The organism is Sphingomonas sp. MMS24-J13 (assembly GCF_044905095.1).
GTDB lineage: Bacteria > Pseudomonadota > Alphaproteobacteria > Sphingomonadales > Sphingomonadaceae > Sphingomonas_I.
Genome location: NZ_CP173258.1, coordinates 226,081 through 252,164, shown reverse-complemented (window position 1 = coordinate 252,164; position 26,084 = coordinate 226,081). Strand labels below are relative to the sequence as shown.

21 protein-coding genes and 2 pseudogenes are annotated in these 26,084 nt (G+C 65.3%); 12 read left to right on the top strand and 11 right to left on the bottom strand.

Annotation, left to right across the window (positions count from 1 at the left end; all coding sequences use genetic code 11):
• Positions 1-352: 352 nt before the first annotated feature.
• Positions 353-1,105, top strand: coding sequence for a class I SAM-dependent methyltransferase (locus AB4Z44_RS01100; RefSeq protein WP_404712250.1), 753 nt, complete (start codon positions 353-355; stop codon positions 1,103-1,105).
• 80 nt (positions 1,106-1,185) lie between these two features.
• Here AB4Z44_RS01100 and AB4Z44_RS01095 read toward each other — a convergent pair whose 3' ends face one another.
• Positions 1,186-1,758 carry a TetR/AcrR family transcriptional regulator gene (locus AB4Z44_RS01095; RefSeq protein ID WP_404712249.1) on the bottom strand — a complete coding sequence of 191 codons (573 nt, stop codon included), beginning with the start codon at positions 1,756-1,758 and terminating at the stop codon, positions 1,186-1,188.
• 250 nt (positions 1,759-2,008) lie between these two features.
• Between AB4Z44_RS01095 and AB4Z44_RS01090 the strand changes: the two genes are divergently transcribed.
• The 8 genes from AB4Z44_RS01090 to AB4Z44_RS01055 all read left to right on the top strand — a co-directional run bounded on the left by AB4Z44_RS01090 (position 2,009) and on the right by AB4Z44_RS01055 (position 11,647).
• Positions 2,009-5,401 carry an acyl-[ACP]--phospholipid O-acyltransferase gene (locus AB4Z44_RS01090; RefSeq protein ID WP_404712248.1) on the top strand — a complete coding sequence of 1,131 codons (3,393 nt, stop codon included), beginning with the start codon at positions 2,009-2,011 and terminating at the stop codon, positions 5,399-5,401.
• A gap of 189 nt (positions 5,402-5,590) precedes the next feature.
• On the top strand, positions 5,591-6,094 hold the full coding sequence (locus tag AB4Z44_RS01085; protein ID WP_404712247.1) for a sigma-70 family RNA polymerase sigma factor: 504 nt from the start codon (positions 5,591-5,593) through the stop codon (positions 6,092-6,094).
• Complete coding sequence (locus tag AB4Z44_RS01080) at positions 6,081-6,725, top strand: NrsF family protein (RefSeq protein WP_404712246.1); 645 nt, start codon at positions 6,081-6,083, stop codon at positions 6,723-6,725. The genes AB4Z44_RS01085 and AB4Z44_RS01080 overlap by 14 nt, the downstream gene beginning before the upstream one ends.
• 118 nt (positions 6,726-6,843) lie before the next feature.
• The gene (locus AB4Z44_RS01075; protein WP_404712245.1) at positions 6,844-7,413 is read left to right on the top strand and encodes a DUF308 domain-containing protein; all 570 of its coding nucleotides are present in this window, start codon (positions 6,844-6,846) and stop codon (positions 7,411-7,413) included.
• A 117-nt stretch (positions 7,414-7,530) separates the two neighbouring features.
• The gene (locus AB4Z44_RS01070; RefSeq protein ID WP_404712244.1) at positions 7,531-9,105 is read left to right on the top strand and encodes an alpha/beta hydrolase; all 1,575 of its coding nucleotides are present in this window, start codon (positions 7,531-7,533) and stop codon (positions 9,103-9,105) included.
• Between the two features lie 277 nt (positions 9,106-9,382).
• Positions 9,383-9,901, top strand: coding sequence for a YfiR family protein (locus tag AB4Z44_RS01065; protein ID WP_404712243.1), 519 nt, complete (start codon positions 9,383-9,385; stop codon positions 9,899-9,901).
• Positions 9,898-11,133, top strand: coding sequence for a diguanylate cyclase domain-containing protein (locus AB4Z44_RS01060; RefSeq protein ID WP_404712242.1), 1,236 nt, complete (start codon positions 9,898-9,900; stop codon positions 11,131-11,133). Before AB4Z44_RS01065 ends, AB4Z44_RS01060 begins: the two co-directional genes overlap by 4 nt.
• A 13-nt stretch (positions 11,134-11,146) precedes the next feature.
• Positions 11,147-11,647 carry an OmpA family protein gene (locus AB4Z44_RS01055; RefSeq protein ID WP_404712241.1) on the top strand — a complete coding sequence of 167 codons (501 nt, stop codon included), beginning with the start codon at positions 11,147-11,149 and terminating at the stop codon, positions 11,645-11,647.
• Between the two features lie 834 nt (positions 11,648-12,481).
• Here AB4Z44_RS01055 and AB4Z44_RS01050 read toward each other — a convergent pair.
• The 3 genes and pseudogenes from AB4Z44_RS01050 to AB4Z44_RS01040 all read right to left on the bottom strand — a co-directional run bounded on the left by AB4Z44_RS01050 (position 12,482) and on the right by AB4Z44_RS01040 (position 13,934).
• A complete protein-coding gene (locus AB4Z44_RS01050) occupies positions 12,482-12,658 on the bottom strand; it encodes an SDR family NAD(P)-dependent oxidoreductase (RefSeq protein WP_404714320.1) in 177 nt (58 codons plus the stop codon).
• Positions 12,657-12,902, bottom strand: a pseudogene (locus tag AB4Z44_RS01045) (SDR family NAD(P)-dependent oxidoreductase); the annotation flags it as partial. The pseudogene AB4Z44_RS01045 and the gene AB4Z44_RS01050, both read right to left, overlap by 2 nt.
• A 24-nt stretch (positions 12,903-12,926) precedes the next feature.
• The gene (locus AB4Z44_RS01040) at positions 12,927-13,934 is read right to left on the bottom strand and encodes a zinc-dependent alcohol dehydrogenase family protein (RefSeq protein WP_404712240.1); all 1,008 of its coding nucleotides are present in this window, start codon (positions 13,932-13,934) and stop codon (positions 12,927-12,929) included.
• 101 nt (positions 13,935-14,035) lie between these two features.
• On the opposite strand from AB4Z44_RS01040, the gene AB4Z44_RS01035 reads away from it, so the two are divergent.
• A complete protein-coding gene (locus AB4Z44_RS01035; RefSeq protein ID WP_404712239.1) occupies positions 14,036-14,893 on the top strand; it encodes a LysR family transcriptional regulator in 858 nt (285 codons plus the stop codon).
• Between the two features lie 857 nt (positions 14,894-15,750).
• Here AB4Z44_RS01035 and AB4Z44_RS01030 read toward each other — a convergent pair.
• The 6 genes and pseudogenes from AB4Z44_RS01030 to AB4Z44_RS01005 all read right to left on the bottom strand — a co-directional run bounded on the left by AB4Z44_RS01030 (position 15,751) and on the right by AB4Z44_RS01005 (position 23,275).
• On the bottom strand, positions 15,751-17,343 hold the full coding sequence (locus tag AB4Z44_RS01030) for a tannase/feruloyl esterase family alpha/beta hydrolase (protein ID WP_404712238.1): 1,593 nt from the start codon (positions 17,341-17,343) through the stop codon (positions 15,751-15,753).
• Positions 17,344-17,421: 78 nt separating this feature from the next.
• A pseudogene (locus tag AB4Z44_RS01025) lies at positions 17,422-18,106 on the bottom strand (extensin family protein).
• A 69-nt stretch (positions 18,107-18,175) separates the two neighbouring features.
• Positions 18,176-18,370: a hypothetical protein gene (locus AB4Z44_RS01020; protein WP_404712237.1), complete on the bottom strand. Its 195-nt coding sequence runs from the start codon at positions 18,368-18,370 to the stop codon at positions 18,176-18,178.
• Between the two features lie 135 nt (positions 18,371-18,505).
• Entirely contained in the window at positions 18,506-19,240 is a 735-nt protein-coding gene (locus tag AB4Z44_RS01015) for an SDR family oxidoreductase (protein WP_404712236.1), read from the bottom strand.
• Between the two features lie 186 nt (positions 19,241-19,426).
• The gene (locus AB4Z44_RS01010) at positions 19,427-20,632 is read right to left on the bottom strand and encodes a cobalamin-independent methionine synthase II family protein (RefSeq protein WP_404712235.1); all 1,206 of its coding nucleotides are present in this window, start codon (positions 20,630-20,632) and stop codon (positions 19,427-19,429) included.
• A gap of 78 nt (positions 20,633-20,710) precedes the next feature.
• On the bottom strand, positions 20,711-23,275 hold the full coding sequence (locus AB4Z44_RS01005; protein ID WP_404712234.1) for a TonB-dependent receptor: 2,565 nt from the start codon (positions 23,273-23,275) through the stop codon (positions 20,711-20,713).
• 236 nt (positions 23,276-23,511) lie between these two features.
• Between AB4Z44_RS01005 and AB4Z44_RS01000 the strand changes: the two genes are divergently transcribed.
• Positions 23,512-25,269: a DUF885 domain-containing protein gene (locus AB4Z44_RS01000; RefSeq protein WP_404712233.1), complete on the top strand. Its 1,758-nt coding sequence runs from the start codon at positions 23,512-23,514 to the stop codon at positions 25,267-25,269.
• A 126-nt stretch (positions 25,270-25,395) separates the two neighbouring features.
• Positions 25,396-25,569 carry a hypothetical protein gene (locus AB4Z44_RS00995; RefSeq protein WP_404712232.1) on the top strand — a complete coding sequence of 58 codons (174 nt, stop codon included), beginning with the start codon at positions 25,396-25,398 and terminating at the stop codon, positions 25,567-25,569.
• A gap of 276 nt (positions 25,570-25,845) precedes the next feature.
• On the opposite strand, the gene AB4Z44_RS00990 is transcribed toward AB4Z44_RS00995, so the two are convergent.
• Positions 25,846-26,028 (bottom strand): hypothetical protein, encoded by a 183-nt coding sequence (locus AB4Z44_RS00990; protein ID WP_404712231.1) that lies wholly within the window; start codon positions 26,026-26,028, stop codon positions 25,846-25,848.
• Positions 26,029-26,084 lie beyond the last annotated feature (56 nt).

The following is a 26,084-nucleotide window of genomic DNA, read 5'->3' as shown; positions in this document are numbered from 1 at the left end:
CGACAGCCCGAGCGCCAGCAGGTCAAGGCTGCCGGGATCGATCTGCGGCACGTGCACGATGCCGAGTTGCCAGTCGCCGACGCGAGAGCCGGTGATAATGATCGACCGCCACTTGGCCGACCCAGGCGAGGACGGCATAAGCCCCGCCGAAGGTGAGCATCGCCATTTGGGAAAAGAACGTCGAGATCGCGCTGTCGACCGGCGCAAGCGCAACTACCAGTCACACCGGCACGACCCGAGCGAAAGCGCGCGCAGTTCCACCACCTTCGGATGGTCCGCAGGTGCCCGGTTGCGGTCATCGAGCAACCTGGTCACAAGGGCTCGATAGCGTTGGTTGCCAACGGGGGACAAAATGAAGTTTTCGGCGGCCCGGCTCGTTCGCGGCGGATCCAGGAAAGCAACGCGATATGATTCGGTTGCAGCGTATCGACGCCTCCTGGACGAGAAGCTGAAGCATCATGGCCAAAACCGGGATCTGGCCTTTGCCGAAGCTGTCGGTTCCCTTAGCGTTGAATTGTTCAGGTCCCAAGGGGACGTTCAGGTCTCAGGCCTGCGCCATTATGGTCTGGCCGATGGAATGCGGATCTATGATCTGGGCTGCGGGTGCGGCCGGACGGCGCAGGCGCTGCAGCGATCGGGGTGGCAGGGGCATTATACGGGCACCGACATCGTCGACGGATTCATTACCGAACTTTTGAACAAGTGCCCCGGATACGAAGCGTTCGTTCACCGCAGACCGACGATACGCGCCGCAGACGCCGCCTTGGACATGATCTATCATTGGTCGGTCTTTACGCATATTTCTCCCGAAGAAAGCTTTCTTTATCTGAAAGACAGCTTCCGGGCACTCAAACCCGGCGGAAAAACGGTATTTACCTTCGTGGAACTCGCCGATCCCTCGCATCGCGTTCTCTTCCACCGCCGCGTTGATCAGTTCGCCAAAGAACAACCAGACTTGATACTGGATGTATTCTTGCACCGCGACTGGTTACGGCTTTGGGCGGAAACGATCGGGTTCTCCGAACCCACTTTCATAGACGGCAACGACGGCACCAACCATCAGCCTTTCTGGCAGACGATCGCCATCATGAACAAACCGGAATAGAATGGGCGGAAGGTGCACCGGGTCGAATAACCGCATCGTCGCGGTTGGGCGCCCATTCCGCAACGCGCGCCCCATCCGATTCACGCTGACGTCGGCATCGCCGGTTGCGCGTTGGCCGCCAGCGTCTCCCGCACCCGGGCGAGCGCCGCAGCGCGGGGATCGCGTTCACCCAGCAGGCGGAAGGTCCCCGTCAAAGCAAAAGCGCAATGGCCGTGAACGGTGGCGACGAGCGAGCGGGTGAGCGCCGGGATCCTATCGGCCGGGGTGTGCGGCAGGGTGCGGGCGATCTCGGCCTCGATGATGCCGGTCAGGCCGGCGCGCAGGCGGCGATAGTCTTCGGGCAGTTCGACGTCGGGCGGCAGGCGATGATCGTAGATCGCCATCCACAGATTGGGATTGCCCTCGGCGAAATCGAAATAGCCCTCGACCAGCGCGGCGATGCGATCGTGGCCCGCCTCCGCCAGCTTCGTGCGGAGAGCCTCCGCCCATAAGACGAAAGTGCCGCTGTTCAGCGCGGTCAGCAGGGCATCGTGGCTGCCGAAGACGTTGAAGATCGTCCCGATCGAATAGCCGATCCGCTTGGCCACCTCGCGCGCGGAGAAGCGCGCATAGCCGACTTCGGCGAGCAGGGCCTGCCCTCCGGATAGGATCAACGCCTGGAGTTCATCGCGAGTGTGATCGGATCGGCGGCCCATGGGGATGGGTTAGGCATTAAATTGATCAGTGTCTAATTATTTTATTGAACAGCGCTCATTTTAGGAGTAGCCGGAAAATCGGAGAAGCGGTGGATCCTCCGTTCGTGTCGAGCGAAGTCGAGACACGTAAGCGCGGAGCGTCCCTCGACTTCGCTCGGGACGAACGGATAATTCGTGTATGCCCGATAAAAGAGGACAAGAACAAGCCATGTCCGCACCCAATTTCTCGCTGCTCGGCAAGCGTCGTTTCGGGCCGCTGTTCGTCGTCCAGTTCCTGGGCGCATTCAACGACAACGTGCTCAAATATGCGATGTTGTTCCTCGCCAACTTCACGATCTACGCGAGCGATCCGGGCCGATCGGCGATTCTGGCGACGATCGCGACCGGCATCTTCATATTGCCCTACTTCCTCTTCTCGGCGCTGGCGGGCGAGCTCGCCGATGCGTGGGACAAGGCGTGGCTGATGCGTGCGGTGAAGGGCGCGGAGATCGCCTTCATGGCGCTCGGGCTGGCCGGTTTGTGGCTCCAGTCGGTGCCTTTGCTGCTGCTCGCCCTGTTCTTCATGGGCTGCCATTCGACCATCTTCGGTCCGATCAAATATTCGATCATGCCGCAGCAATTGGGTGCGCATGAGATCATGGGCGGCACCGGGCTGATCGAGGCCGGCACCTTCCTCGCCATTCTCGGCGGGCAGTTGCTCGCCGGCGTGGTGGCGCCGTGGGAAGCCGGTCTGATCGCGACCGGGCTGGCGTGCGTCGGCTTCTTCGCCAGCCTGTTCGTGCCCCCTGCCCCGCCGGTCGCAAAGGTGACGATCACGCGCAATCCGTTCGCCAGCACCTGGGCGGTGCTGAAGGCGGCCCACTCGGGACGCGGGGTGTGGCTGTCGATCCTGGGGATCAGCTGGTTCTTCGCGATCGGCGCGGTGATGGTGTCCGAATTCCTGCCGCTCGTCTCGAACAATCTCGGCGGGCGCGAGCAGGTGGTGACTCTGTTCCTGATCGTCTTCTCGATCGCGATCGCGGTGGGATCGATGCTGGTCAACAAGCTTCTCGATGGGGCGGTTTCGGCGCGATACGTGCCGGTCGCGGCATTGCTGATGTCGGGCTTCATGCTCGATCTGTGGCGGGTGACGAGCCGGTTCGTCATCGTCACGCCGCATGCCACGATCGCGCAGTTCGTCGCGACGCGGGGAAGCTGGCACATATTGTTCGATCTCGCAGCACTCGCGATCGCGGGCGGCATGTTCGTCGTGCCGCTCTATGCGATCCTGCAGACGACGAGCCCGCCCGACGGCCGCTCGCGCGTCATCGCCGCCAACAATATCGTCAATGCGATCGTCATGGTGCTGGTGGTAGCCGTGGCGACCGGGCTGCTCGGCATGGGCGTCACCATCCCCGGCATCATCGGCGCGATGGGCTTCTCGACGCTGGCGGTCGCGCTCATCTCCTGCTGGCTGCTGCCCGATACGGCGATCAAGGCGACGATCCGCACGATCCTGAAACTGCTCTACCGGATCGAGCTCCACGGCGCCGAGAACATGCCCAGGCCAGGCGAGCGCGCGGTGGTGGTGGTCAATCACGTGTCGTGGCTCGACGGGCTGCTGCTCGCCGCCTTCCTGCCCGGCAAGCCGGTGTTCGCGGTCCATAGCGCGATCACGCGGAAATGGTGGATCCAGCCCGCGCTCAAGCTGTTCCGCGCCTTTCCGGTCGATCCGACCAACCCGATGGCGACCAAGGCGATGGTGCGCGCGGTGAAGGAGGGCAACACGCTCGTCATCTTTCCCGAGGGGCGCATCACCGTCACCGGCGCGCTGATGAAGGTGTTCGACGGGCCCGGCATGGTCGCCGACAAGGCCGATGCGCCGATCATCCCGGTGCGGATCGATGGCGCGCAATTCTCGACCTTCTCGCGGCTGCGCGGCAAGGCGCGGCTGCGCAGCTTCCCGAAGATCAGCCTGACGATCCTGCCCCCGCGCCGCTTCGCAATCGACGGCACGATGACGGCCCGCGCCCGCCGCGCCGCCGCCGGACGCCGGCTCTACGACGAGATGAGCGCGATGATCTTCGCGACATCGCCTATCGACCGCACCTTGTTCGAAGCGTTGCTCGACGCGCGCCACGTCCATGGCGGCAAGGCCCTGGTGGTCGAGGATATCAAGCGCGAGCCGCTGAGCTATGACCGCCTGATCGCGGGCAGCCTCGCCCTCGGCCGCCTGTTCGAACGCCACAGCGCGCCGCGCGAGGCGGTGGGGCTGCTGCTACCCAATATCAGCGGCACGGTGGCAAGCGTCTTCGCGCTGCAGGCGATCGGGCGGGTGCCGGCGATGCTCAACTACACCGCCGGTCTCGCCAACCTGAAGGCGGCGTGCCTTGCCGCGGACGTGCGCACGATCGTCACCGCGCGCGCCTTCATAACCCAGGCGAAGCTGGAGCCGATCGTCGCCGGGCTGGAGGCCGATGGCCGCGCGATCCTCTATCTGGAGGATCTGGCGCAGCGGATCGGCTTCGGCGCCAAACTGCGCGCGCTGATCGCGTCACGCTCGGCCGCGCGCTCCCATCGCCGCCGCCGGATCGCGCCGACCGACCCGGCGGTGATCCTGTTCACCAGCGGATCGGAGGGGCTGCCCAAGGGCGTCGTCCTCACCCACCGCAACCTGCTCGCCAATTGCGCGCAATTGTCGGCGCGGATCGATTTCAACTCGTCCGATCTGGTGCTGAACGCGCTCCCCGTCTTCCACAGCTTCGGGCTGACCGGCGGCACCCTGCTGCCCGTGCTCAATGGCATCCGAACCTTGCTCTATCCCAATCCGCTCCATTACCGGATCATCCCGGCGCTGGCGTACGACGCCAATGCGACGATCCTGTTCGGCACCGACACCTTCCTTGCCGGCTATGCCCGCATGGCGCACAATTACGATTTCTATGCCTTGCGCTACATCTTCGCCGGTGCTGAGCGGGTGCGCGACGAGACGCGCAAGGCGTGGAGCGACAAGTTCGGGTTGCGCATCCTGGAGGGTTATGGTGCGACCGAGGCGGGGCCGGTGATCGCGGTCAACACGCCGATGCACTTCCAGGCGGGCAGCGTCGGCCGGCTGCTGCCGGGGATCGAGGCGGAGGTCTCGCCCATGCCCGGCATTACCGAAGGCGGCAAACTCGCGATCCGCGGGCCCAATATCATGGCGGGCTATATGAAGGCGGACCAGCCGGGCGTGCTCCAGCCCCCCGAGGGCGGCTGGCACGACACGGGCGATATCGTGACCCTCGACGAGATGGGCTTCGTCACGATCCGCGGCCGCGCCAAGCGCTTCGCCAAGATCGGCGGCGAGATGGTCTCGCTGCCCGCGGTCGAGGGCTATGCGGCGGCGGCATGGCCGGGCAGCGACCATGCGGCGGTGACGCGGGCGGATGCGCGCAAGGGCGAGCAACTGGTGCTGTTCACGACGCGGACGGGGGCCGTGGCGGCGGAGCTGCAGGCGTGGGGCCGCGCGAACGGAGTCGCGGAGCTGGCGATCCCGCGCGATATCCGCGTGGTGGAGGCGCTGCCGGTGCTGGGGACGGGCAAGCTCGATTATGTCGAGATGGGGCGGCTGGCGGTGGCGTAGCGGACGACTCCGGCATGATGTGACCGATTTTTTATTCGACCAGGTGACCCTTTCCGCGCTCCCGACGAATAAGAGTTCATGCGCCCGAACCTCATCTCGAGACTCGTTTCGAAACGCTCGCCGGGCGCGGCGCGGGGAAACCGTGAGCAGCCATCGCCAAGCACGCCCCCGGACGAATGGGGTGGATTGATGGTTGCCGCCCAGAACGGGCATGGCGGAGCCTATCGCCGCTTGCTCGGCGAAATCTCGGATTGGCTGCAGCGCTATTTTCAGCGCCGCCTTCCGCACGGGGATGTCGATGATGCGGTGCAGGAAACGTTGCTCGCCGTCCATCGGCGGCGCCACACCTACGACCCGCAATATCCGTTGGGGTTGTGGCTGGCGGTGATCGCCAAGCGCAAATGGATCGATCAGCTTCGCGCGCTCGGGCGTCTCCCGACCGAAGATCTGTCGGATGACCTGCCGGTCGGCGATCACGAAATGTCCGTCGTCAGCGCATCGGTCCTTGCCAGCCTGCTCGAAGAGCTTCGGCCGCTCCAGGCGCAGGCCATCATGCTGGTGAAGGTGCAAGGATACAGCATCGAGGACGCGTCCCGGCAGACGGGCCAGTCCGCCTCCGCCGTGAAAATGAACATCCATCGTGGGCTCGCGCGCCTGACTGCTTTCATAGAGAAGACCCATGACGTCGACTGATGCCCTGATCCTCGATCTCTCGGCCAATCTCGCTCCGGTCCGGCGGCGTCATGCGCTGCGCGAGGGCGCTCTGTTGCTGGCGCTCGGCACGACCGAACTCGTCCTGTTCCTGGCGATCGGGCTGATGCGGCCGGACATGGGGCGGATGATCGCGTCGCCCTATATGCTCTGGAAGCTGGGCAGCCTGGCGATCCTGGCGGGAATCGGCTGCATGGTCGCGATCCGGTCTTTTTCGCCGATCGCGCGACCCAGGCGGGGTCTGGTGATCGCCCTTTCCCTCGCGGGCGCCGCGGCGATCGGCGGCGCGTTCGTCGCACCGCCCGGCGAAATCGGGCCCACCCTGCTCGATCGTCTCGCTCCGATTCATGGAATCCTCTGCGCTGCGTGCATCATCGTCCTGTCATTGCCGATGATGGCCATGCTGGCCGTGCTGATGCGAAACGCCGCGCCGACCCATCCGCGCGACAGTGCGCTTGCTTCGGGCTTCGCGGCCGGTACCTGCGGCGCGTTCGTTTTCGCCTTCTGCTGCCCGATCAACGACCCGCTCTACATCGTCGTCTGGTATTCCGTGGGGTGCGCCACGGTAGCGGCGGCGGCACGATGGCTCCTGCCGCGACACTTCCGCCTGTAGATCACCTCTCTCTGCGCGGCTCCGCAGCCGCGCCGCCGCCGACCTTCACCACGCAATCAGGGCTGACCGGGTCCGGGATCGGGCACGCGCGCCTTCGTCACAACCAGAGGAACTCGCCATGACACCCTATGCCCAGAACACGGGATCGAGCCGGACCTGGCTCAAATCCTATTATATCATCCGCTTCGCCGTCTCGGCGGTGTGGGTCGCGCTGGCCTTCACGATCGCCCGGAGCGTGCCGGCGCTGGCGGGGGTCATGCTCGTCGCCTACCCGGCATGGGACGCGATCGCGAACTATCTGGACGCCAGCCGCAGCGGTGGTCTCGCCCGCAACAGGAGCCAGATGCTCAATGTCATCGTCAGTGTCGCGACGGCCGTCGCCGTGGGCCTAGCGCTCGGCCATGGCATGCATGCGGTTCTGCAAATATTCGGCGTGTGGGCCGTGCTGGCCGGCCTGTTCCAGCTCGTCACCGGCCTCAGGCGCTGGACGTCGTACGGGGCGCAATGGGCGATGATCCTGAGCGGCGCCCAGTCCGCTCTCGCAGGAGGCTATATGCTCAAACAGGCGGGCGGCGTCTTGCCCGTCAGCATCGCCGACATCGCGCCTTATGCCGCCTTCGGCGCGTTCTACTTCCTCGTGTCGGCGATCTGGCTGACCGTCAGCGATGCTCGCCGCCGCTCCGCCTGAGTGCGTGGCGTCCGTACCATCCCAAAGCCGGAGGATCGTTCGATGGCGGAAAACGACCATGATGCCGGAGCGCACGGATCCGCCCCGACGCTGCCGGATCCAACCCGATGGAAAACGATGCGCCTCTTCCTCGCTCCTATCTTCGCCCCGGCCCTGCTCGGCGCCGCGATGCCGGAAACACGGTTCACCGTTACGCTGCCGGCCACCTTGGCGGCCGATGCAGGCGGTCGGCTCCTGCTGTTCGCCGAGCCGGCCACGCCCGAAAACGCGAACGCCGACGCGGTGGATACCGATGCGTCCGACAAGAACGGGGTGTCGATCGCGGCGTGCGACGTCATGGGGTTCGGCGCCGCGCGCTCCGTCACGATCGATACGCAGCAGCGCGCCTTCCCGACGGGTTTCGCGACGATCGCGCCGGGCACATATCGCGTGCAGATCGTACTCGATCGCAACGGCGATTATAATTATGGCGGCCGCGGCCCAGGCGATCTCGTTTCCAAGGTCGTGACCGTCCGCTTCCCGCTAGCGTCCGTGCCATCGATCCCGCTCGACCGCGTCGTCCCGCCGGAAACCGGCCAGTTCGATACCACCGGACTGCCGCCGCGAGCAGCGGAGCAGATCGCGGCGTCGCGTCCGCATCTGCACCAGGAGTATATCGCGTCGACCGCGCTGACCCGCTTCCGCGGCACGAACCAGGCGATCGCGGCATGGGTGCTGACGCCGCCCGGCTACGATCCGAAGGCGCACGCGACCTATCCGACCGTCTACACCGCCAACGGCTTCGGCACGACGCACAAGCTCGATGGGCAGCTGCTTTCGCAGATCTGGCACCTGATGGAGACGCACGCCATTCCGCCCATGATCTGGGTGGCCCTGGATTACGGCACGCCGACGGGCACGACCGAGTTTGCCGACAGCGTCAACAACGGTCCGTGGGGGCTGGCTTTGGTGAGCGAAGTGATACCAGCGCTCGAAGCAAGATACCGGATGGACGCGAAAGCGTCGGGCCGCTTCCTGACGGGGCACAGCTCGGGCGGCTGGTTCGCTTTGTGGGCGATGGTGCGGTATCCGACGCTCTTCGGCGGCAGCTGGCCGACCTCGCCCGATCCCAGTGACTTCCACGATTTTCTCGGGGTCGATCTCTACGCGCCGGGCGCGAACATGTATCGCGATGCGAACGGCATGCCGCGCCCGATCGAGCGCGACCATGACAAGGTGCTGGCGACGATCGAGCAATATGCGAAGGCCGAGACGATATTAGGCTGGAATGGCGGGCAGTTGCGGTCTTTCGACTGGACATTCTCGCCACGCCGCGCCGACGGCACGCCCGCCTTCATGTTCGACCGGGAGAGCGGAGCGGTCGATCCCGCCGTCGTCGCCTACTGGCGCGACCATTACGATATCGCGCATCGGATCGAGACCGATTGGCCGCGGCTGAAGCGCGATCTCGACGGCAAGGTGCACCTGACGGTTGGAACCGCCGACTCCTATTATCTCGATGGCGCGGCTCACCGGCTGGAGGCAGCGTTTCGAAAGGTCGGCGGGCGGGCGGACTTCAACTTCGTGTCGGGCGCCACGCACGGAGTCGCCGATCTCTACGCACGAGGAGGCGATCGCCTCGCTTTGTGGAAGGACATCACGAACGCGATGTACGCGGTGGCGCGTCCCCAAAGGCCGGTTACACGCCGTTGAAGGCAGTGGCCGGAAGCGCGAGGCCGATCCAGCCGGCTGGATGGTATACAGTGAAGTAGTCCGTAATCCGCGTTGGGCGGGCGGAGCTCAGCCATCACGCTGCGCGCAAGCAGGTCGCGTAAAGCGTCGCCTGAATTTCAGCGTCATCCCAACGAATGATGTCAGTGCACTTGCTCTGCGGCCCCTGCCTTGACATGCGCGACCGTAGGTATCGTTTCGGTAACGTGCACGAGGTTAGTGAGCGTTTCCGCTACAGGGGAAGGTAAGGTGTACCGGGGTGCTGCTACTCGTGGCCATCGCATTGGCAATGTCGCCACCCGGCTATAAGCCCGTCAGCACCCCGATCGCCGATGGTGCGGCGGAGCAGGCGGTCGCCGACATGCTCACCGGCATCGCCAGTTTCACCCGCTGGCCGACGCCCCATATGCCGCTCCGCCTGTGCCTTGCGGGTGTCGCCCGTTTCGTCACGAAAACGCCGAATAGCCTGCTGAACCAGGAGCTGTTGGTGCGGGCGCTGCCGCCCTCGATCGCGGCGGGGCAAATCGCCGATCAATGCGACATCGTCTATCTGGGCGCGCTGGCGCCGGCTCCTGCGGCTCGCCTGCTGGCCGCCACCCGCAATGCCCCGATCCTGACCATTGCCGAAGACGATCCCGCCTGCCGCAGCGGCGCCATGTTCTGCCTGCAGGTCGGCCCCGGCCGCACCAGCTTCGAGCTCAACCTCGATGCAGTCTCGCGCGGAGGCGTGACGATCGATCCGCGGGTCCTGCGGCTCTCCCGCGAGGCACACCGATGAACGATACGGTGCTGCCGACGCTCGGCCGCGTCATGGCGCGGATGCAATTCCGCCTGACCTTGCTCGCGCTGGGGCTGGCGGGGCTTGGGGCGATGCTGACCAGTGGCATCGTGATCGACAATTATGTGCGGCAGAATCTGCAGCTTGTCGGCAATCTTGCGAGCTACGTGGCCGAACCCGCCATCGTGTTCAGGGATCGCGAGGCGGCACAGAGCGCCATCGCGCCTCTCGCCGACCGGAACGACGTTCGCGCGATCGTCGTGACCGGCGCGCGGGGCTTCCGGGTCGCTGCACAACGCCTGCCGCAAACGAGGATGCTTGCCCGGCTCAGGGAGCGCCTTGCCGCCGCTTTCTGGTCCGCGCCCGTGCGGGTGCCGATACGCCATGATGGCCGCGTGATCGGCGAGGTGCAGGTCTATGCGGGATTTGGCGGGCTCAGCGCCTATCTTGGGCTGGGGCTGGCATGCGCGCTCGCCTGCCTGCTGATTGCGATCTGGTTCACCAACATCGTCGCGATCCGGCTGCAGCGCCGCGTCATGGAACCGCTGCGCGCCATCGCCTCCGTCGCGCATCGCGTGCGGATCGAACGGGCGCTGCACCTCCGGGCGCCTCCGGCACCGATTGCGGAGATCGACATGCTCGGCCGCGACTTCAACGCGCTGCTTGGGGAGCTGGAAAGCTGGCAGGCCCATCTCAGGAGCGAGAACGAAACGCTGGCGCACCGGGCGATGCACGATCCCCTCACCGGGCTCGCCAATCGCGCGCTGCTGGAGGAGCGGCTCGAATCCGCAATGCTTGTCGCCATCAGCGCCCGCACGACCTTGGGCCTCCTTTACATCGATGCCGACGACTTCAAGGCGATCAACGATCGCCACGGCCATGCTGCCGGTGACGTCCTGCTGACCGAATTCGCGGCGCGCCTGCGCAAGCGGCTCCGCCATGGCGACCTCGCCGCCCGGGTCGGTGGGGACGAATTCGCCATCCTGGTCGCACCGCCGGCGGGGCGGACCCAGACGACGACCCTCGCCACGCATATCGCCGAAGCCATGACCGAACCGATCGTGTTACCGAATGGATCGGAAGTGGTGCTGACGGCGAGCATCGGCATCGCGGTCTTTCCCGACGACGGGCCCGATCCCGCCGGTCTGCTCCATGCGGCCGATGCGGCAATGTATGCGCACAAGCGCTCGCGGCGCTCGCCGGCACAGCATCCGACACCCATTCGAACGTAAGAAGGATATGATCGTGTCCCGGCTAAAGTTGGCCCTCTTCGCGCTGATCTTCCTGGCGGCCTGCCGTACGGTGCCGCCGCCAGCGCAACCGCATTCCGGATTCACCGCCGAGCAGCAGGCGGTGCTCCGCCAGATCGGCTTCCAGCCCAAAGGCGATCAATGGGAGTTCGGGATCGCGGACCGCTTCCTGTTCGCCACCGACGAAAGCCGCCTGATGGCGGCGCAGAAGGACTCGCTGGCCCACACCGCCACCGCGCTGGTGAACGTCGGCATCGTCAGCGCGCGGGTCGAAGGGCATACCGACAATACCGGCACGGCGAGGCACAACGAAAAGCTCTCGCTCGAGCGCGCTGCCGCCGTCGCGGATGCGCTGGCCCAGGGCGGGATGCAGCGCAATCGCCTGATCGTCCGGGGGCTCGGCTTCCGGTTCCCGGTCGAAAGCAATGCCACGCCCGAGGGGCGGCGCGAGAATCGACGGGTGGTGATCATCGTCACGCCGGAGGCTGTAGCCTGAGGTCGACGGCGTGGGAGGGGGGCCTCCGGGAAGAGCAGCGCCGAGCCGGTCCCCCACCATCGCCCTCGCGCGCCCTTGCCCCCGAACGCCGCGCACTGCGCGCCGCCCAACCCTCTGGCAGCGTTGCGGTCGCGTTGCCCTCCAAGTCCACGCCCCCGCCTGGGACCATGAGACCACGGCCCTGCTTCCGCAGCAGCAATGCTAGCATAACGTGCGCCATCAGCGACGCGGCTGAACGACGGGGATTAAGTGGGGAGCGGCTTGGCAGCTTAGGCGATACGAACGGACTGTAGCTGCCGTTACGAACCGAATGGCGCAAATGACCGCCTGCGACCTCAATACGCCGTTCCGATCCAACGCTCGATATGTCGGCTTACGACCCAGAGCAGGACGTCCAAGCCCACGGCTATAGACGACCAGTTCTGCCGGGAGCCGACAGCCAGGAATTGCCTGTCTGACATCTCGAACCCCATTCGAGGCCCGCAGGCGCTCGCGGCCGAGAGGGCCGAGGTTCACGCGCTCGACCTCGGTTGTTGATGCGCCGTCAGTTGGTGAAAGCCTCACGTAGGAATGCGGTGGCCTGATCTGGGCTAGGCCCGTCGTGCGCAGTTTGCTCGGCCAACGCGCGCCAGGCGGCCAAGTCTGCGGACACCGCCGCCAGCTTGCCGTCAATCCGCGCAAGTGCATCCCGGCTTGGCGGCAGGCGTAGTGGTGGCTGTTCGGCGAAGATGGCCTTCATGAGCAACGTCATGCCTTTGCGCGGATCACCCAGCTGGGCGCCATCGTTCGCCGCGCTAAAGTCGCGCGTCGCGCCGCTCGTGGCTTCGTAGGCGGCTAGGCGAGTTGCTCCCCTGGCAATCGAGCGACCGAGTAAAGCGGTGGAAAGGCGCAAGGTTCGACAATGATCATCATGATGCCGAACGGAGCGACCTCCTGTGCCAAGGCTTCGGACAGGCCTTCGACCGCGAACTTGCTGGCGTTGTAAAGGCCAAAGCCCTTTGACCAGCACATCAATGCGGCCAAATGCAGCCTCGGCCTGTGCCATGGCGGCGCTGAAGGATGCCGGGTCGGTTACATCCAGCGCCAGCGTCAACAATTGACCAGGGCGCCCGGCGGTGAGGTCGACAAGCTGCTCCACCTTGCGGGCTGTTGCGATCACGCGGTCGCCGCGTGCCAGCGCCATCTCGGCCAGGATGCGCCCGAAGCCGGATGAACACCCGGTGATCAGCCAAACTTTACTAGAAATATCGGTCATGACGTGTCTCCTTGAGGCAATGGTTCAGGCAACGGTGATGGCGATCTTGCCCTGTGCGCGCTTGGCGCCGTTGCGGCCGGTCACCGCGTCATAGGCTTCACCAATCTGCTCCATTGTGAACTGGCGCGGATCGAGCCGGGGCAGCAGGCGACCGCGTTCGGCCATGTTGGAGGCCGCGTGCAGGATCTCGCCGTAATGGGCACGCCCTTCGTCGGCCAACAGGCTGTGCAGCGTGAACACGCCGGAATACGTGGCCTGCTTGAACGACAGCGGGGCTAGCGCATGCGCGCCCCAGCCAAGGCAACTGACCACATGGCCAAAGCGGCGCACCGCCTGGAACGAGGCATCGAGCATCGCCCCGCCGCCGGTGTCATACACCACATCGAACCCGCGACTTTCGGTGTACTCGGCAGCATAGTCGGCCACATCTCGCCTGGCGTCGATCGGAACGGCACCCAGCCCACGCAGGTAATCATGGTCTGCGACAAATGCGGTGGCGAAGACGCGAGCGCCTCTGGCCAGCGCGATCTGCACCGCCACGTGGCCCACGCCTCCTGCGCCACCTTGCACCAGCACCTTCATGCCGGGGCGGATGGCCGCACGGTCGATCAGCCCTTCCCATGCGGTGATGGTAACCAACGGCAGGACCGCCGCCTCACGCATCGTCAGGTTGGTGGGCTTGTGCGCCAGCAGGCGGGCATCCGCGACGACATGCTGCGCCTGGGTACCGGGCAAGGAGCCCACACCGCCGATCAGGCCGTAGACCTCGTCTCCTGCGGCAAAGGCCGTAACGCCGGGATCAACTTCTTGGACAACTCCGGCCACATCCATGCCGAGCACCGCGGGCAGCGGCCGGCAGGCATGGGCTGCCTCGCCAGCGAGGATCTTCGTGTCGAGCGGATTGGTTCCGCTGGCGTGGACGCGGATCAGGACCTCGCCTGCGCCTGCTTTGGGGCGGGCGACCGTGCGTAGGTTGAGGGGGCCATTGACGATGTCGGCAAAGGCAGCGAGCGTGGTGGGTGCAGCGTTCATCGGGCATCTCCTTTTCGGTGGCCTGATAATGAGACCATCATCCTTGAATGAAAATCAACGATGCCGCATGATCGCCATTCATAAATGTTGAGGTGTTCGTCATGCCATCTGCGCCGCTCGAATGGAGTGACCTGCCGGTTTTCCTCGCCATTGCGCGCGAAGGCACACTGGGCGCCGCGGCGCGGCGGCTGGGGCAATCGCAGCCGACCATGGGACGCCGGCTGCGCGCGTTGGAGGAAGCTACGGGGAGTGCCTTGTTTCAGCGCACCGCTGACGGCTTCGTGCTGACCGATGAAGGCGTGCTGATGCTGCGCCATGCCGAGCGGATGGAGACCGAGGCACAGGCGCTGTCGCGCGAACTGGCGGGCAGCGAGCAGCGGCTGGAGGGCATGCTGCGGGTGACCTGTTCGGACTGGTTCGGCCGGGTCGTACTGGCGCCCATACTGGCGGCGTTCCACCTGCGCCACCCCGGTGTGGTGGTCGAAACGCTCACTGATCCGCGCGTCTACAGTTTGGCGCGGCGCGAGGCAGACCTAGTGCTGCGCATCGCCCCGTTTGATGAGCACGAGGTGATTGCGCGCCGGCTGATGACGGTGCCCTATGCGCTCTATGCCCCTGACGGATATGGTCCGCTGGGCGATGATGTGCCGGTGGTGGTGATGGACACTGGCTTTGGCGGGATGCCCGACGTGGGCTGGCTGATGGAGAGCTTGCCCAGCGCACGCATTGTCGGGCGCAGCAACAGCCGCGAGATGCAGGCGCAGTTATGCGTGTTGGGCACAGGGCTCGCGGTCCTGCCCAAGCCCCTGGGCGCCGCCACGCCCGGACTGGTGGAGGTCGACCTTGGCAGTGCTCCGCCCACTCGCGACACCTGGCTGGGCTATCACCGCGACCTGAGGCGCTTGCCGCGGCTGCGTGCCTTGGTCGACCTGATCGTGGAAAGCGCTGAAGTCAGATGATGCCGCGAACGTCCGATGCTCGCGTACGAGCTGCCGCCTTCGGGAAAGCGCTGGCGACATGACAGATGTGCAGGGCGGTCCCGTCGGCAGCGGCAGGGCGCTCTCTCCACACGAGGCTTTCATATCAGGGATAGGTGAGAGCTTGGGGGCCAAACACCGGGGCGCCGGGCGCTGAGCAAGTGTCATGCAATTGCATGACAACGAGCACGTCGCTTGTAATTCATTTGCACGACAAAAACCTATGATGGCACCGCCTCAACCGCGCCCGAATGGGTCGGAAGGCGTGGCAAGTTCGGCTTACCTCATAGCAATGAGGAAACCCTGGATCAGAAAATCGACAACATCGTCCGTAAAACTGCTATACTGCTCCGAATTTTGGCAGGCACAGGTTTCGATAGCGCACCATTTACGGCATCGATGATCTACGTCTGCTCGCACTATTTGAGCGACTGTGCCGCCAAAGAGGATAGAATAGGCATTTGATAAGGGCAGAACGGCCTCCATCACTGCGGACTGTAGCTGAACGTCTCGCACGGATGCGGCGCTGTATTCCCCCTTACGCTCCCTGTTCCGCGCACTTCCCTTCCCTGATCCGACGATTTTCCGTGGCACGTTTTCCCTGTTTCGATGCACAGGGAAAACGCCAGAATTATCGAGCGTTTGCAAAAGTTTGGGCAGGATTGCGGCGCCGATCGCCGGCGGGAAAAGCCGGATTTTCCCTGTTATTTCACAATAACAGGGAAAATGGCGTGGAGCGGCCCGCCATCGGATGGGGATCCGCGCCGGCGGAGATCCCGGCCTGCGCCGGGATGGTTGAGGGTTTTCGTGTGGCGCGGGCGGAATGCCGCGCGGGGCGATCAGCTCACGATCGTACAGCTGAAGCTGGCCGCATCGTCCTTGCTGCCCGATCCCTTGTAGCTCGCGATCGCGGGGAACGGGCAGAGCGGACGCGACAAGGGCGGCAGCACCGGTGCGCCGGGCATGGCGGGGCCGGTGGCGGCGCCGCCGCGCGTGGCGATGATGCGGTCGGGCGCGGGGCCGCCGCTCACCCACGCGTCGATCGTGCCGAGCGTGTCGTAATTGGACGCGCCCTCGCCGCCGCCGCAATGGTCCATGCCGGGGACCATGAACAAGCGGAGCTGGCTCTCCTGCGCGGCCTTGGGGGTCACCTGCTGCAACTCGCCATAGAACTTGATCGTGTTGCTGGCGGGGATCAGCCCGTCGGTCCAGCCATGGCTCAGCAGCAACTTGCCGCCGCGCGCGAAGAAGGGCTGGAGATCCTGCGCGGTGACGTTGAGCATCTTCGCACCATAAGCGCGGGCGGCCTGCATCTCGGCGGGATAGTCCATCGCCATCCAGTCCCAGCCGGGCTGGTTGCCGTGGACGAGCAGGCGGAAGTAATCGGTCGCAACCGGGAAGGGCTCCTTACCCATCATCAACACCGCCATCTGCATCTCGCTGCCGACCGGCCAGCCGGGCAAAATCTGCCTGCCGGTCTTGGGATCGAGGACGCCGGCATAGAGCGCCTTCATCGTCGCGACCTGATCGGGGGTGAGGCAGGTACTGGTCTGGCCGGGCTGGCAGCCGAGCATGGCGGGATCGAAGCGGCAGGCGCCGGGGCGCGCGATCAGGCCGTCGGTGGTGCCGTCGACCGAATCGCATTGCGCGACCGCCGCCTTGTGGACGAAGGCGAGCAGGCTGGGAGTCATGCCGGAGCCGGGCGTACGATGCGCCTGATAGCCCGCCCACATGCTCTGCGTCATCAGATCGGTCATCGGATTGGCCGGCGCCTTGGACGAGACCGCGTCGAAATCCTCGGGGTAGCGCGCCGCCGCCATCAGCCCCTGGCGCCCGCCGGTCGAGCAGCTGTTCCACAGCGAATATTTGGCGGCCTGGCCGTAGAAGTCCTTGATCGCCGCCTTGGCGGTGACGGTCATCAGGTGGATCGCGCGCGATCCGAAATCGACCACCTTCTCGGGGTGGCCGACCGCCCATTCGGCGGTGAGGCCGGTGCCGGTATGGCCGGTGTCGGTGGCGACGACGGCATAGCCCGCGGCCAGCGTCAGGGCCATTTCGGCATAGCTTATATTGCCCGCCCAGATGCCGTTGCCGATGCCGACCAGCTTGCCGTTCCAGCCTGCGGCGGGAAGCCACACCTCGACCTTGATGTCGCTGTCGCTGGTCGGGGTGAGCGTCGCCTGGACGCGGCAGAAGGCGGGAAGCGCCTTGTAGCTCGAATTGGCGATACCCGGCGGCGGGCCGAAGCCGGCTGGCGGCTGGAAGGTGCCGGGGGCGACGAGCGTCGCGGCGGTGACCTTGCCCTTGTCGAGCGCGAGGCCGGTCATCGCGCCGCAATCCTTGGCCATGGCCGGGCTCGCGAGCGCAAAGGCCGCACCGATTGCCGCCGCGCCGAGCCATGTGCCGCGCCTGATCCGTTTCGCCGCCATCATCCCATCCCCTCACATGCGGGCTCATTCCCCGATTCCGCGACGATAGCGCCGCGCGGCGGGATAGTCATCGGCCGGCGTTCAGCGGCACACGCTGCCGCCGAACCGGCCGCGCGCCGCCTGATCGAGGTGGAGGTGATCGCGGTGGGCCGCATTGTAATCGGGCGAGAGCGTCGTCGCGAACAGCCGGCAGGCGCCGTCGCGCACGCGGTGGAGGAAGGCGCCGCGCGCGCCTCTGTCCCAATCGCGCGCGACGGTGATGCGGCGTCCGTCGGCGAGGCGGAAGCCGGCAATGTCGATCGCATTGGCGGCGGCATGCTCGCTCCAATGCCCCTCGGCACGACCATAGATGCGACGGCAGGCATAGCTGCCGAAATCGGCAACCCCGGTGACGCGGCTGCCGAGCAGATCGGCCGCGGCCGGCTGGACCACCTTGCGCATCCACAGATCGACCCCCGCCCCGAGCGGACAGGCGAGCGCGATGCGCGGGCGGGGTGCCGCCCCGGGTCAGGCGGACCGCATCACGCCAGCCGCAATGCGCGCCCTCCTTCCGGGGCGGCAGGGCGGCGAAACCCACCGCGGCCTCGCGGAGCAGGCGGTGGCAGAGCGGCGGATCGCTATCGAGCGCGGCGAGCTTGGCCCCGGTGAACAGCCCGATCGGCGCACGCAGATCGAGCGGGGTCCAGGGCAGGTCTTCCGGATAACGGCGCTGCACCGAGAGCAGCCACTGGACCAGCCCCGCCAGCAGCAGGCCGAGGAACAGCATCCAGAGAAAGCGCGCGAGGGACACACAGGTGAGACGCGCGGGCGGCCCCGGCGTTGCGCCGATGCGGGGCTAAAGCAGCGGCGGCATCGCCGGCTTGAGCTCGAACCGGCGCTCGGCGACCTCGCCGAAGCGGCGATCGGGGAAGACCGTGCGCCACAGATCGCAGGTCGCGCCGAGGCGGCAGAGATCGATCAGCTTGGCGTCCTCCTCGGGCGTCCATGCCCGAAAGATGAACTGCTCTCGCTTGCGCCGCCCCCGTGCCATGCGGATTCCCTAAGGGGTTTCCGAGCGAAAGGGAATCCACCCCGACCCGTTCGTCCCGAGCGCAGTCGAGGGACGCTGCGCAGCGTTCGGAACCGTGTCTCGACGTCGCTCGACACGAACGGAGGTGGGGGACGGTTAGCGCGCCCCGCCCACCGCCAGATTGGCACCCGCAATGTAGGAAGCCTTGTCCGAAACCAGGAACATCACCGCCTCGGCCACCTCCTCGGGCGTCCCGAAGCGCCGCAGGGGCAAACCGCTGCTGATCCGTTCCTTGCGGCCGGGCGGGTGGATATCGGTGTCGATCGGGCCGGGAGAGACACCGTTGACGCGGATGCCCTCGGGCCCGACCTCGCGCGACAGGCCGGTAACGAGCGCGTCGACCCCGCCCTTCGACGCCGCGTACCAGACATATTCGCCGGGCGAGCCATAGACCACGGCACGCGACGACAGCATCACGATCGAGCCGCCCTGCCCGCCGCGCTCGGTCGACATGCGCCGCACCGCCTCGCGCGACGCGATCATCGCGCCGACGAGGTTGACGTCGGTGACATATTGGAGCGTCTCGGCGGTGACGTCGGCGACGGACGAGACAGGGCCGGTGACGCCGCCATTGTAGACGAGCGCCTTCAGCGTGCCGAGTGCGTCGGCCGCCGCGAACATGCGCAGGATATCGGCCTCGCGCGCGGTATCGGCCTGCACCGCCTCCGCCGTGCCGCCGGCCGCACGGATGCGATCGACGACCTTGTCGGCGAGATCCTTGTTGCCCGCATAAGTGAGCAGGACGGCATAGCCCTCGCGCGCGGCCTGGACGGCGATCGCCTCGCCGATGCCGCGGCTGCCGCCGGTGACCAGAAGTACGGGTTTGCTCATCTCTACCTCGTCAGAACTCCCTCTCCCCTTGGGGGAGAGGGTTGGGGTGAGGGTGCGAGCGCGCAGCGCGAGCATTCCGCCCTCGCGGTTCGGATCCCCCTCACCCAACCCTCTCCCTCAAGGGAGAGGGCTTTTAGCGTTCGCTTAGCCGAAGCGCGCGGTCTTTCCCGCAAGGGAAGGAGAACCCTACTTCAGCCGCTTGCTCGCGATGCGGCAGCCTTCGGCCATCGCCTTGAGCTTGGCCCACACGATCTCCTCATGCCCGACGCGCGAGCCGATGCCACAGTCGGTGCCGGCGTGGATATTCTCCATGCCGACCAGCTTGGCGAAATTGACCAGCCGCTCGGCCACCAGTTCGGGATGCTCGACCAGATCGGTATAATGGCCGACCACGCCGGGAACGAGGATCTTGCCCTCGGGCAGCTTCACGTCCTCGAACACGCGATATTCGTGCGCGTGGCGGACATTGCTGTTCTCGAACGAATAGGCCTGCGCGTTCACCTTGAACAGCAGATCGACGATGTGGCGGAATTCGATGTCGTTGGTGTGCGGGCGGTGGCCCGATCCCCAGCACATGTGAAAGCGCACCTGCTCCTCGGGGATGCCCTCGAGCGCATGGTTGATCACCTCGACGCAGAATTCGAGATAGGTGCGATATTCCTCGACCGACCAATCGGGGTAGAACATCCATGCGGTCGCAAATTCGGGCTCGTCGACCTGGACGATCAGCCCGGCATCGGTGATCGCCTTATACTCCTGCCGCATCGTCTCGGCGACCGCGAACATGTAGTCGCGCTCGTCCTTGTAATGGAGGTTGCGCGTGCCGGCGCCCATACTGAGCGGGCCGAGCGCGGCGATGAAGCCGTCGGCGCCCTCCTTGCCGATGAGGGCCTTTTGGAGCGCATCGATATCCTTCTGGATCTCGGCCTGGCCGGTATAGACGAGCGGCCCATCGCAGATCCGCTCGCGGCGGCTGGGGCGGAACGGCATGCCGCCCGGCGTCGCGAAGCCCGGGCGGATCGGGCCGCCCGAGCCGGCAAACCACAGGCCGCTTTCATAAAAGCCGGGGAAATCGCGCTTGTCGCGTTCGGCCACGAACGCGCGCTTGGGCTCGACGCCTTCGGGCCGTTCGCGCGAGCCGAAGCCGGTGACCCGGCCGTCGATATAATTGGTGTAGGCGCCGCCATTGGCCGCCTTCACATATTCGCCGTCATTGACGATATCCACGCCGCATTCGATCTGCTTGTCGACCACCCACTGCACCGCCTTGGGTAGCTCGACCGCAATCTCGTGCGCGTGCTCGTCGGCCTTGGCCAGCAACGCATCGAGTTCGGCCGGGCGCGGGAGATTGCCGCCATGGCTGCTCAGGATGTGATCGGTCGAACGCCTCATTCGAAACTTCCTCTTTGCTCAACGGCGAAAAACGGAGCCCGGCCACCGGCCGGGCTCGCCAGGGGACGCCCCCGAAAATCAGAACCGCTTGCCGACCTCCAGGAACCATTCGCGCGGCGGGGCCGGCTGGGCATTGACGTTGGGGAAGCCGATATCCTGATAGACGAAGAAGTTGCGGTAATAGAGCTTGCTGAAAAGGTTGGTCGCACCCGCCGCAACGGTGAACTTGTGCTTCTCGTTGGTGTAGGTGACGCGCAGATTGAACGTCGAATAAGCCGGCTGGTTATAATCGTTGCGGGCCGAGCTTTCGGTGATGCTGCCGGTATAGAACCAGTCGAGCCGCGGCGAGACCGTGCCGCCGAGAGACGAAACCGGGATCGTATATTGAATGCCTGCCGAGGCGTTGATCTCGGGAATGCCGGCAAGCCGATCGTTCGCGCGCGTCGCGAGCTTCAGATCGGGGGAGTCGAAGTGCGAGTAGCCGACCGCCGCGTTGAGCGCGAGATTGTCGATCGGATGCGCCTCGGCCTCGAGTTCGAAGCCCTTCACCTTGCCCGGCGTGTTCACATAATAGGTCCGCGGGATCGAGGTGATGCCGATGCCACCCGCCAGATTGTTCGGGCCGTCGGTCGCCGCATTGTATGGCGTCGAGCGGCATTGCGTCGCGCCCGGGCCACCCGAGGGCAGCGGGATCAGCACGCAGGTGCCCGGCGTCGGGGATCCGGTGAGCTGGACGTTAGCCTCGGCACCGTTCACGCCGGTCACGCGGGTCTTGTAGTCGGTGTAGAAGCCTGCGGCATTCAGCCGCAGATGGTGATCGAACAGATCGGTCTTGAAACCGAGCTCATAGGCGAGCGTCTCGTCGCCCGGATAGGAGCCGACCTGGGTCTGCTGCTGCGGGCGCGCATTGTAGCCGGGCAGCCGCGCGCCGGTCGATGCCGAAGCGTAGACCAGGGTGGCGTCGGTGAGGTGATAATCGGCGCCGAACTTCCAGTCGAAGCGCTTGGCGTGCGGCTTTACCTGGAAGATGGTGTTGCCGACATTGGTATCGGCATCGTTCGAATAATCGACATATTTGCTGTCGTCCGAATACCGCCCGCCGGCGGTGATATCGAGCCGCGCGAACGGCTTGACCGTGATGTTGGCATAGACCGCCTTGCTCTGCGGATCGTAGGAGATCGCCTGCACCTTGTAGACCGCGCTCTGCGGCGAATAGGTGATGGCGTGGGTGTAGCCGCTGCCCTTGAAATAGAAGCCGCCGACCACCCAGTCGATCAGCGACGACTTGCCCGATGCTCGCAATTCCGCGGTCTTATAATCCTCGCCTATGTGGAGCAGGGTATGCTCCAGCGTGATCGGCGAATTGTCGACGTCGAAACCATGGGTGTCGATCAGCTTGCGATAGCCGACGATGCCGGTGAGATCGATGCTGTCGGTAACGCCGACCACCAGCTTGCCCGATACGCCCCAGTTCACGACCGAAGGCGTATAGGGGAAGCGCGCGCCGCCGCGCTGCGGGCCGAAGCCGTTGTAGAAGGTGTTGGCGGGCGTCGCCGGGCTGCCGGGGTAAGCGGCGTTCGCGGCATAAGCCGGGATCACGACACCCGAGCCGACCGGATCGCTATAGGTCGCATAAGCGGTGTAGGGATTGCCGGTGACGAAGCGCTTGTCATAGGCGACGCCGAAATAGTTGGTTTCGGACTGGACGTTGACGCCGCCCGGGCCGGTGACCGTAATCAACTGGTCGGCCGGGTTGGGGGAGCGATCACGCGTATAATCGCCGTTGATCGTCAGCTTGATGTTGCTGGCGGGCTTCCACAAAATCGTGCCGCGCCCGGCGCGGACATCCTCGCCGCCCAGCCGGCCCACGGTGCAGTTGGACGGGCTGGCATTGAGCGAGGGCGTGTTGATCGCATCGGTGAACGGCAAGGTGCCGGCGAGCTGCGGCGTGCCGTTCTTGATCATCTGGCAGCGGAAATCGAGCAGCTTCTGATAGCCGTCGCGATATTTGGACAGGCCCGACAGCGACACGCCGAGCGTTTCGGTGAGCGCCACGTTGAAGCCCGCGCGGAAATCGCGGCGGTTATAGGAACCCGTCGTCGCCTGCACGTAACCCGAGCTATCGGTCAGGCTCGGCTGCTTCGAGACGATGTTGATCGCACCCGCGAGCGCATTGCGGCCGAACAAGGTGCCCTGCGGGCCGCGCAGCACCTCGATATGGTCGAGATCGAGCAGGTCGAAGTTCGATCCGAGCAAGAGCGGATAATAGATGTCGTCGACATAGTAAGCGACGGCCGGCTCGTTGCCGAGGCTGGTGTCCGATTGGCCGATGCCGCGGATGAAGGCGGAGACGCCGGGGCCGAACGCGCCCTGCACGCGGCGGAAGGTGGCGTTGGGGACGATGTTCGAAAGGTCGGCGGTGCTTTTGAGACCGCGCGTCTCGAGCGTCTGGGCCGTCACCGCGGTGATCGCGATCGGCGTATCCTGCATGTTGGTCGCTTGGCGCGTCGCGGTCACGACGATATCGGCGATGCCCTTGTCGTCGTCGGGCTTGCCCGTCGGTGCCGCTGTCTGGGCCAAAGCACCCTGGGCCACGGCCAACGCCATCAGCGAAGCGGACATTGCCGCCAATCCGATCTTCATCTTCCCCTCACTCCCAATTCTTGGCTGGGCCATTTTTGCTCTGCCGGACTAGGTTGGGTGCGCTGGCAAAACTTGCCTCACCCGGAACATTACGTTGGCGGGCGTCCGGGTGCCCTTCGGCCGGTGCGCGGAGGCCGGCGTTGCTTTTGCCGGGCAGGCGCGCGATGGCAGTCGCGATCCAAGGGAAGCGTTTATTGGCCTCGACGCCGTTTCGATATCTTGCGGCGGCCTTATCGGTGCTCGCCGCCCCCCTTGCCGCCCAATCCGCGGCAACGCCCGAACATGACCGGCTATTCGCCTTGTTCGCGGCGAGCGACGAGGCCGAACTCCAACGCAACCCGCTGGAGGCGCTCCAGCGCGGTGATATGCGCTATGCCGATCGGATCGGCGATCTCTTCACCCTCGCCTCCTACGCCGCCGATCGCGCGGCGGGCCATCACGATCTCGACGCGCTCCACACGATCGACCGCGCCCGGCTGAACACGACCGACCGGATCGCCTATGACGCGTTCGAATGGCAGACCAAGAACAGCCTCAGATTGCTCGACGATCCGGTGCTGCTGCGCATGACGATGCTGCGGCCGATCGATCATTTCTTCGGCATCCATCTCTGGTATCCCGAACTCGCTTCGGGCCGCGGTGCCGCGCCGTTCCGCACGACGGCGGATTACGACAACAACCTCAAGCGCAACCGCCAATATGCCGCGGCGCTCGATCAGGCGGTCGCTCGCTTCCGCGAGGGGCTGAAGGCGAACATCGTCCAGCCCAGGCTGATCGTGCGCAACGTGATCGACCAGCTTTCGGCGCAGATCGATCAGGGGGTGCAGGGATCGAGTTTCATGGGGCCGGTCAAGCAATTCCCGGCCGGGATCGCCGCCGCCGAACAGGCCCGGCTGCGCGAAGCGTATACCGCGCAGGTCCGCGACGTGCTGCTGCCGGCCGAAACCCGGCTGCGCGATTTCCTCAAGGCGGACTATCTGCCCGCCGCGCGCGACAGCGTCGGCCTGTCGGGCATGGCGCATGGCGACCGGCTGTATGCGTATCGGATCGAAGCGAACACGACCCTGCCGATGACCGCCGCCGAGGTTCACCAGCTTGGCCTCGACGAGGTCGCGCGTATCCGCGCCGCATTGGCCCGCGAGCAGCAGTTGGTGGGCTACAAGGGCAGCGCCAAGGACTTCTTCGCTTATCTGCGCGCCTCTTCGCGTTTCCAGCCGAAGAACGATGCCGAACTGCGCGGCGGCTATTTCGCGATCAAGGCGCGGGTCGAGAAGCGCCTGCCCGAGCTCTTCTCGACCTTCCCCAAGACTCCGCTCGAAATCCGCGCGGTACCGGCGTGGCAAGCGAAGACCGCGGCGGCCGGATCCTACAATGCCGGTACCCCCGACGGCGCGCGGCCGGGCGTCTTCTTCTACAACAGCTACGATCTGCCCTCACGCTTCACCTGGGAGATGGAGACATTATTTCTCCATGAAGGCGAGCCCGGCCACCATTTCCAGATCAGCCTCGCGCAGGAGAATACGGCTCTGCCCGCCTTCATGCGCTTCGACGGCAACACCGCGTTCCAGGAAGGCTGGGCGCTCTACGCCGAAAGCCTGTGGTCCGATCTCGGCATGGAGACCGATCCATGGCAGCGGATCGGCGGACTCAATGACGAGATGCTGCGCGCGATGCGGCTGGTGGTCGACAGCGGCATCCACGCTAATGGCTGGAGCCGCGAACGATCGATCCAATATATGCTCGATAATTCCCCCGAAAGCATGACCGACGCCACCGCCGAGGTGGAACGCTATATCGCCATTCCGGGGCAGGCGCTGGCGTACAAGGTGGGCCAGCTCACGATCGCGCGGCTGAAGACGAAGGCGATGGCGGCCTTGGGCGCGCGGTTCGATCCCAAGGCATTTCATGCGCAAGTGCTGATGACGGGTTCGCTGCCGATGACGGTACTGGAGCGCAAGATCGATGACTGGATTGCTGCGCAAACGGCAGGCTGACGCCCGTCTGCAATTGATCCAAATCAACCATACAACCGAATGTGCGAAAGTTACCTTTCCGATGAATTAACCTTTCTGCCCTAGGTTGTTCCTGCCCATCCCGTGATGGGTTCCGGGGATTTTGTCATGCCGAGCCAACACTTACGCACCGTCCGCAGCCATTTCTTCGCGCAGAAAGCCGATGACAATTCGGAGCGTCACGCTGCCGGTGTGGAGAATGCGGAGCGTCTGTGGCGATCGGGATGGAAACCCGCCGACTTCATTTCCTATGTCGCCACTTTGCGGAAAGACATGAAATAGCCGAAACGATCGCAGGCCGGCTTTCCGGGGACCCCCGTGATCATGGCGGCGGCCAACTCTCGGCCTGGTCGGCCCTTGCGTTCAGCGCGACGATCGCGGCGAACTGGACGTGCAGGACGTGATCCCCTGATGGTCTTCTGCAGAAGGGGAAGGCCGGGGAGTAATCGAAACCCGTCGGCCCCGCGAAAGAGCCGGCGGATAAACAAAAAGCCGGAGCGGCGCATCCGCCACCCCGGCCTCATGTTCGAACGAACGGGCTCGGCGAGCCCGCGCGTCTTACTTGCTGCTGTCGCCAGCAGTGTTACCGGTGTTGCTCGTCTCGGTGACGTTATCCGCCAGCGTCTCGTTGCTGGCCGTGTCGTTGATGGTGACCGAGGTGTTGTTGGTCTCGGTCTTGCTGCAGGCCGACAGGCCGAGAACTGCAACGGCGCCGATCGTGAATGCGATGATCTTCTTCATGGATAAATCCCCCAGGGTCCAGCAGGCCGAGGCATGCCATCATTTGCTTTGATGGA

Excerpts from the sequence above, each read along its gene's own strand:
- AB4Z44_RS01100 (WP_404712250.1), top strand. The coding sequence starts at position 353 with ATGAAGTTTTCGGCGGCCCGGCTCGTTCGCGGCGGATCCAGGAAAGCA.
- AB4Z44_RS01090 (WP_404712248.1), top strand. The coding sequence starts at position 2,009 with ATGTCCGCACCCAATTTCTCGCTGCTCGGCAAGCGTCGTTTCGGGCCG.
- AB4Z44_RS01085 (WP_404712247.1), top strand. The coding sequence starts at position 5,591 with ATGGTTGCCGCCCAGAACGGGCATGGCGGAGCCTATCGCCGCTTGCTC.
- AB4Z44_RS01080 (WP_404712246.1), top strand. The coding sequence starts at position 6,081 with ATGACGTCGACTGATGCCCTGATCCTCGATCTCTCGGCCAATCTCGCT.
- AB4Z44_RS01075 (WP_404712245.1), top strand. The coding sequence starts at position 6,844 with ATGACACCCTATGCCCAGAACACGGGATCGAGCCGGACCTGGCTCAAA.
- AB4Z44_RS01070 (WP_404712244.1), top strand. The coding sequence starts at position 7,531 with ATGCGCCTCTTCCTCGCTCCTATCTTCGCCCCGGCCCTGCTCGGCGCC.
- AB4Z44_RS01060 (WP_404712242.1), top strand. The coding sequence starts at position 9,898 with ATGAACGATACGGTGCTGCCGACGCTCGGCCGCGTCATGGCGCGGATG.
- AB4Z44_RS01050 (WP_404714320.1), bottom strand. The coding sequence starts at position 12,658 with ATGTGCTGGTCAAAGGGCTTTGGCCTTTACAACGCCAGCAAGTTCGCG.
- AB4Z44_RS01040 (WP_404712240.1), bottom strand. The coding sequence starts at position 13,934 with ATGAACGCTGCACCCACCACGCTCGCTGCCTTTGCCGACATCGTCAAT.
- AB4Z44_RS01035 (WP_404712239.1), top strand. The coding sequence starts at position 14,036 with ATGCCATCTGCGCCGCTCGAATGGAGTGACCTGCCGGTTTTCCTCGCC.
- AB4Z44_RS01030 (WP_404712238.1), bottom strand. The coding sequence starts at position 17,343 with ATGATGGCGGCGAAACGGATCAGGCGCGGCACATGGCTCGGCGCGGCG.
- AB4Z44_RS01020 (WP_404712237.1), bottom strand. The coding sequence starts at position 18,370 with ATGGCACGGGGGCGGCGCAAGCGAGAGCAGTTCATCTTTCGGGCATGG.
- AB4Z44_RS01015 (WP_404712236.1), bottom strand. The coding sequence starts at position 19,240 with ATGAGCAAACCCGTACTTCTGGTCACCGGCGGCAGCCGCGGCATCGGC.
- AB4Z44_RS01010 (WP_404712235.1), bottom strand. The coding sequence starts at position 20,632 with ATGAGGCGTTCGACCGATCACATCCTGAGCAGCCATGGCGGCAATCTC.
- AB4Z44_RS01005 (WP_404712234.1), bottom strand. The coding sequence starts at position 23,275 with ATGAAGATCGGATTGGCGGCAATGTCCGCTTCGCTGATGGCGTTGGCC.
- AB4Z44_RS00995 (WP_404712232.1), top strand. The coding sequence starts at position 25,396 with ATGCCGAGCCAACACTTACGCACCGTCCGCAGCCATTTCTTCGCGCAG.
- AB4Z44_RS00990 (WP_404712231.1), bottom strand. The coding sequence starts at position 26,028 with ATGAAGAAGATCATCGCATTCACGATCGGCGCCGTTGCAGTTCTCGGC.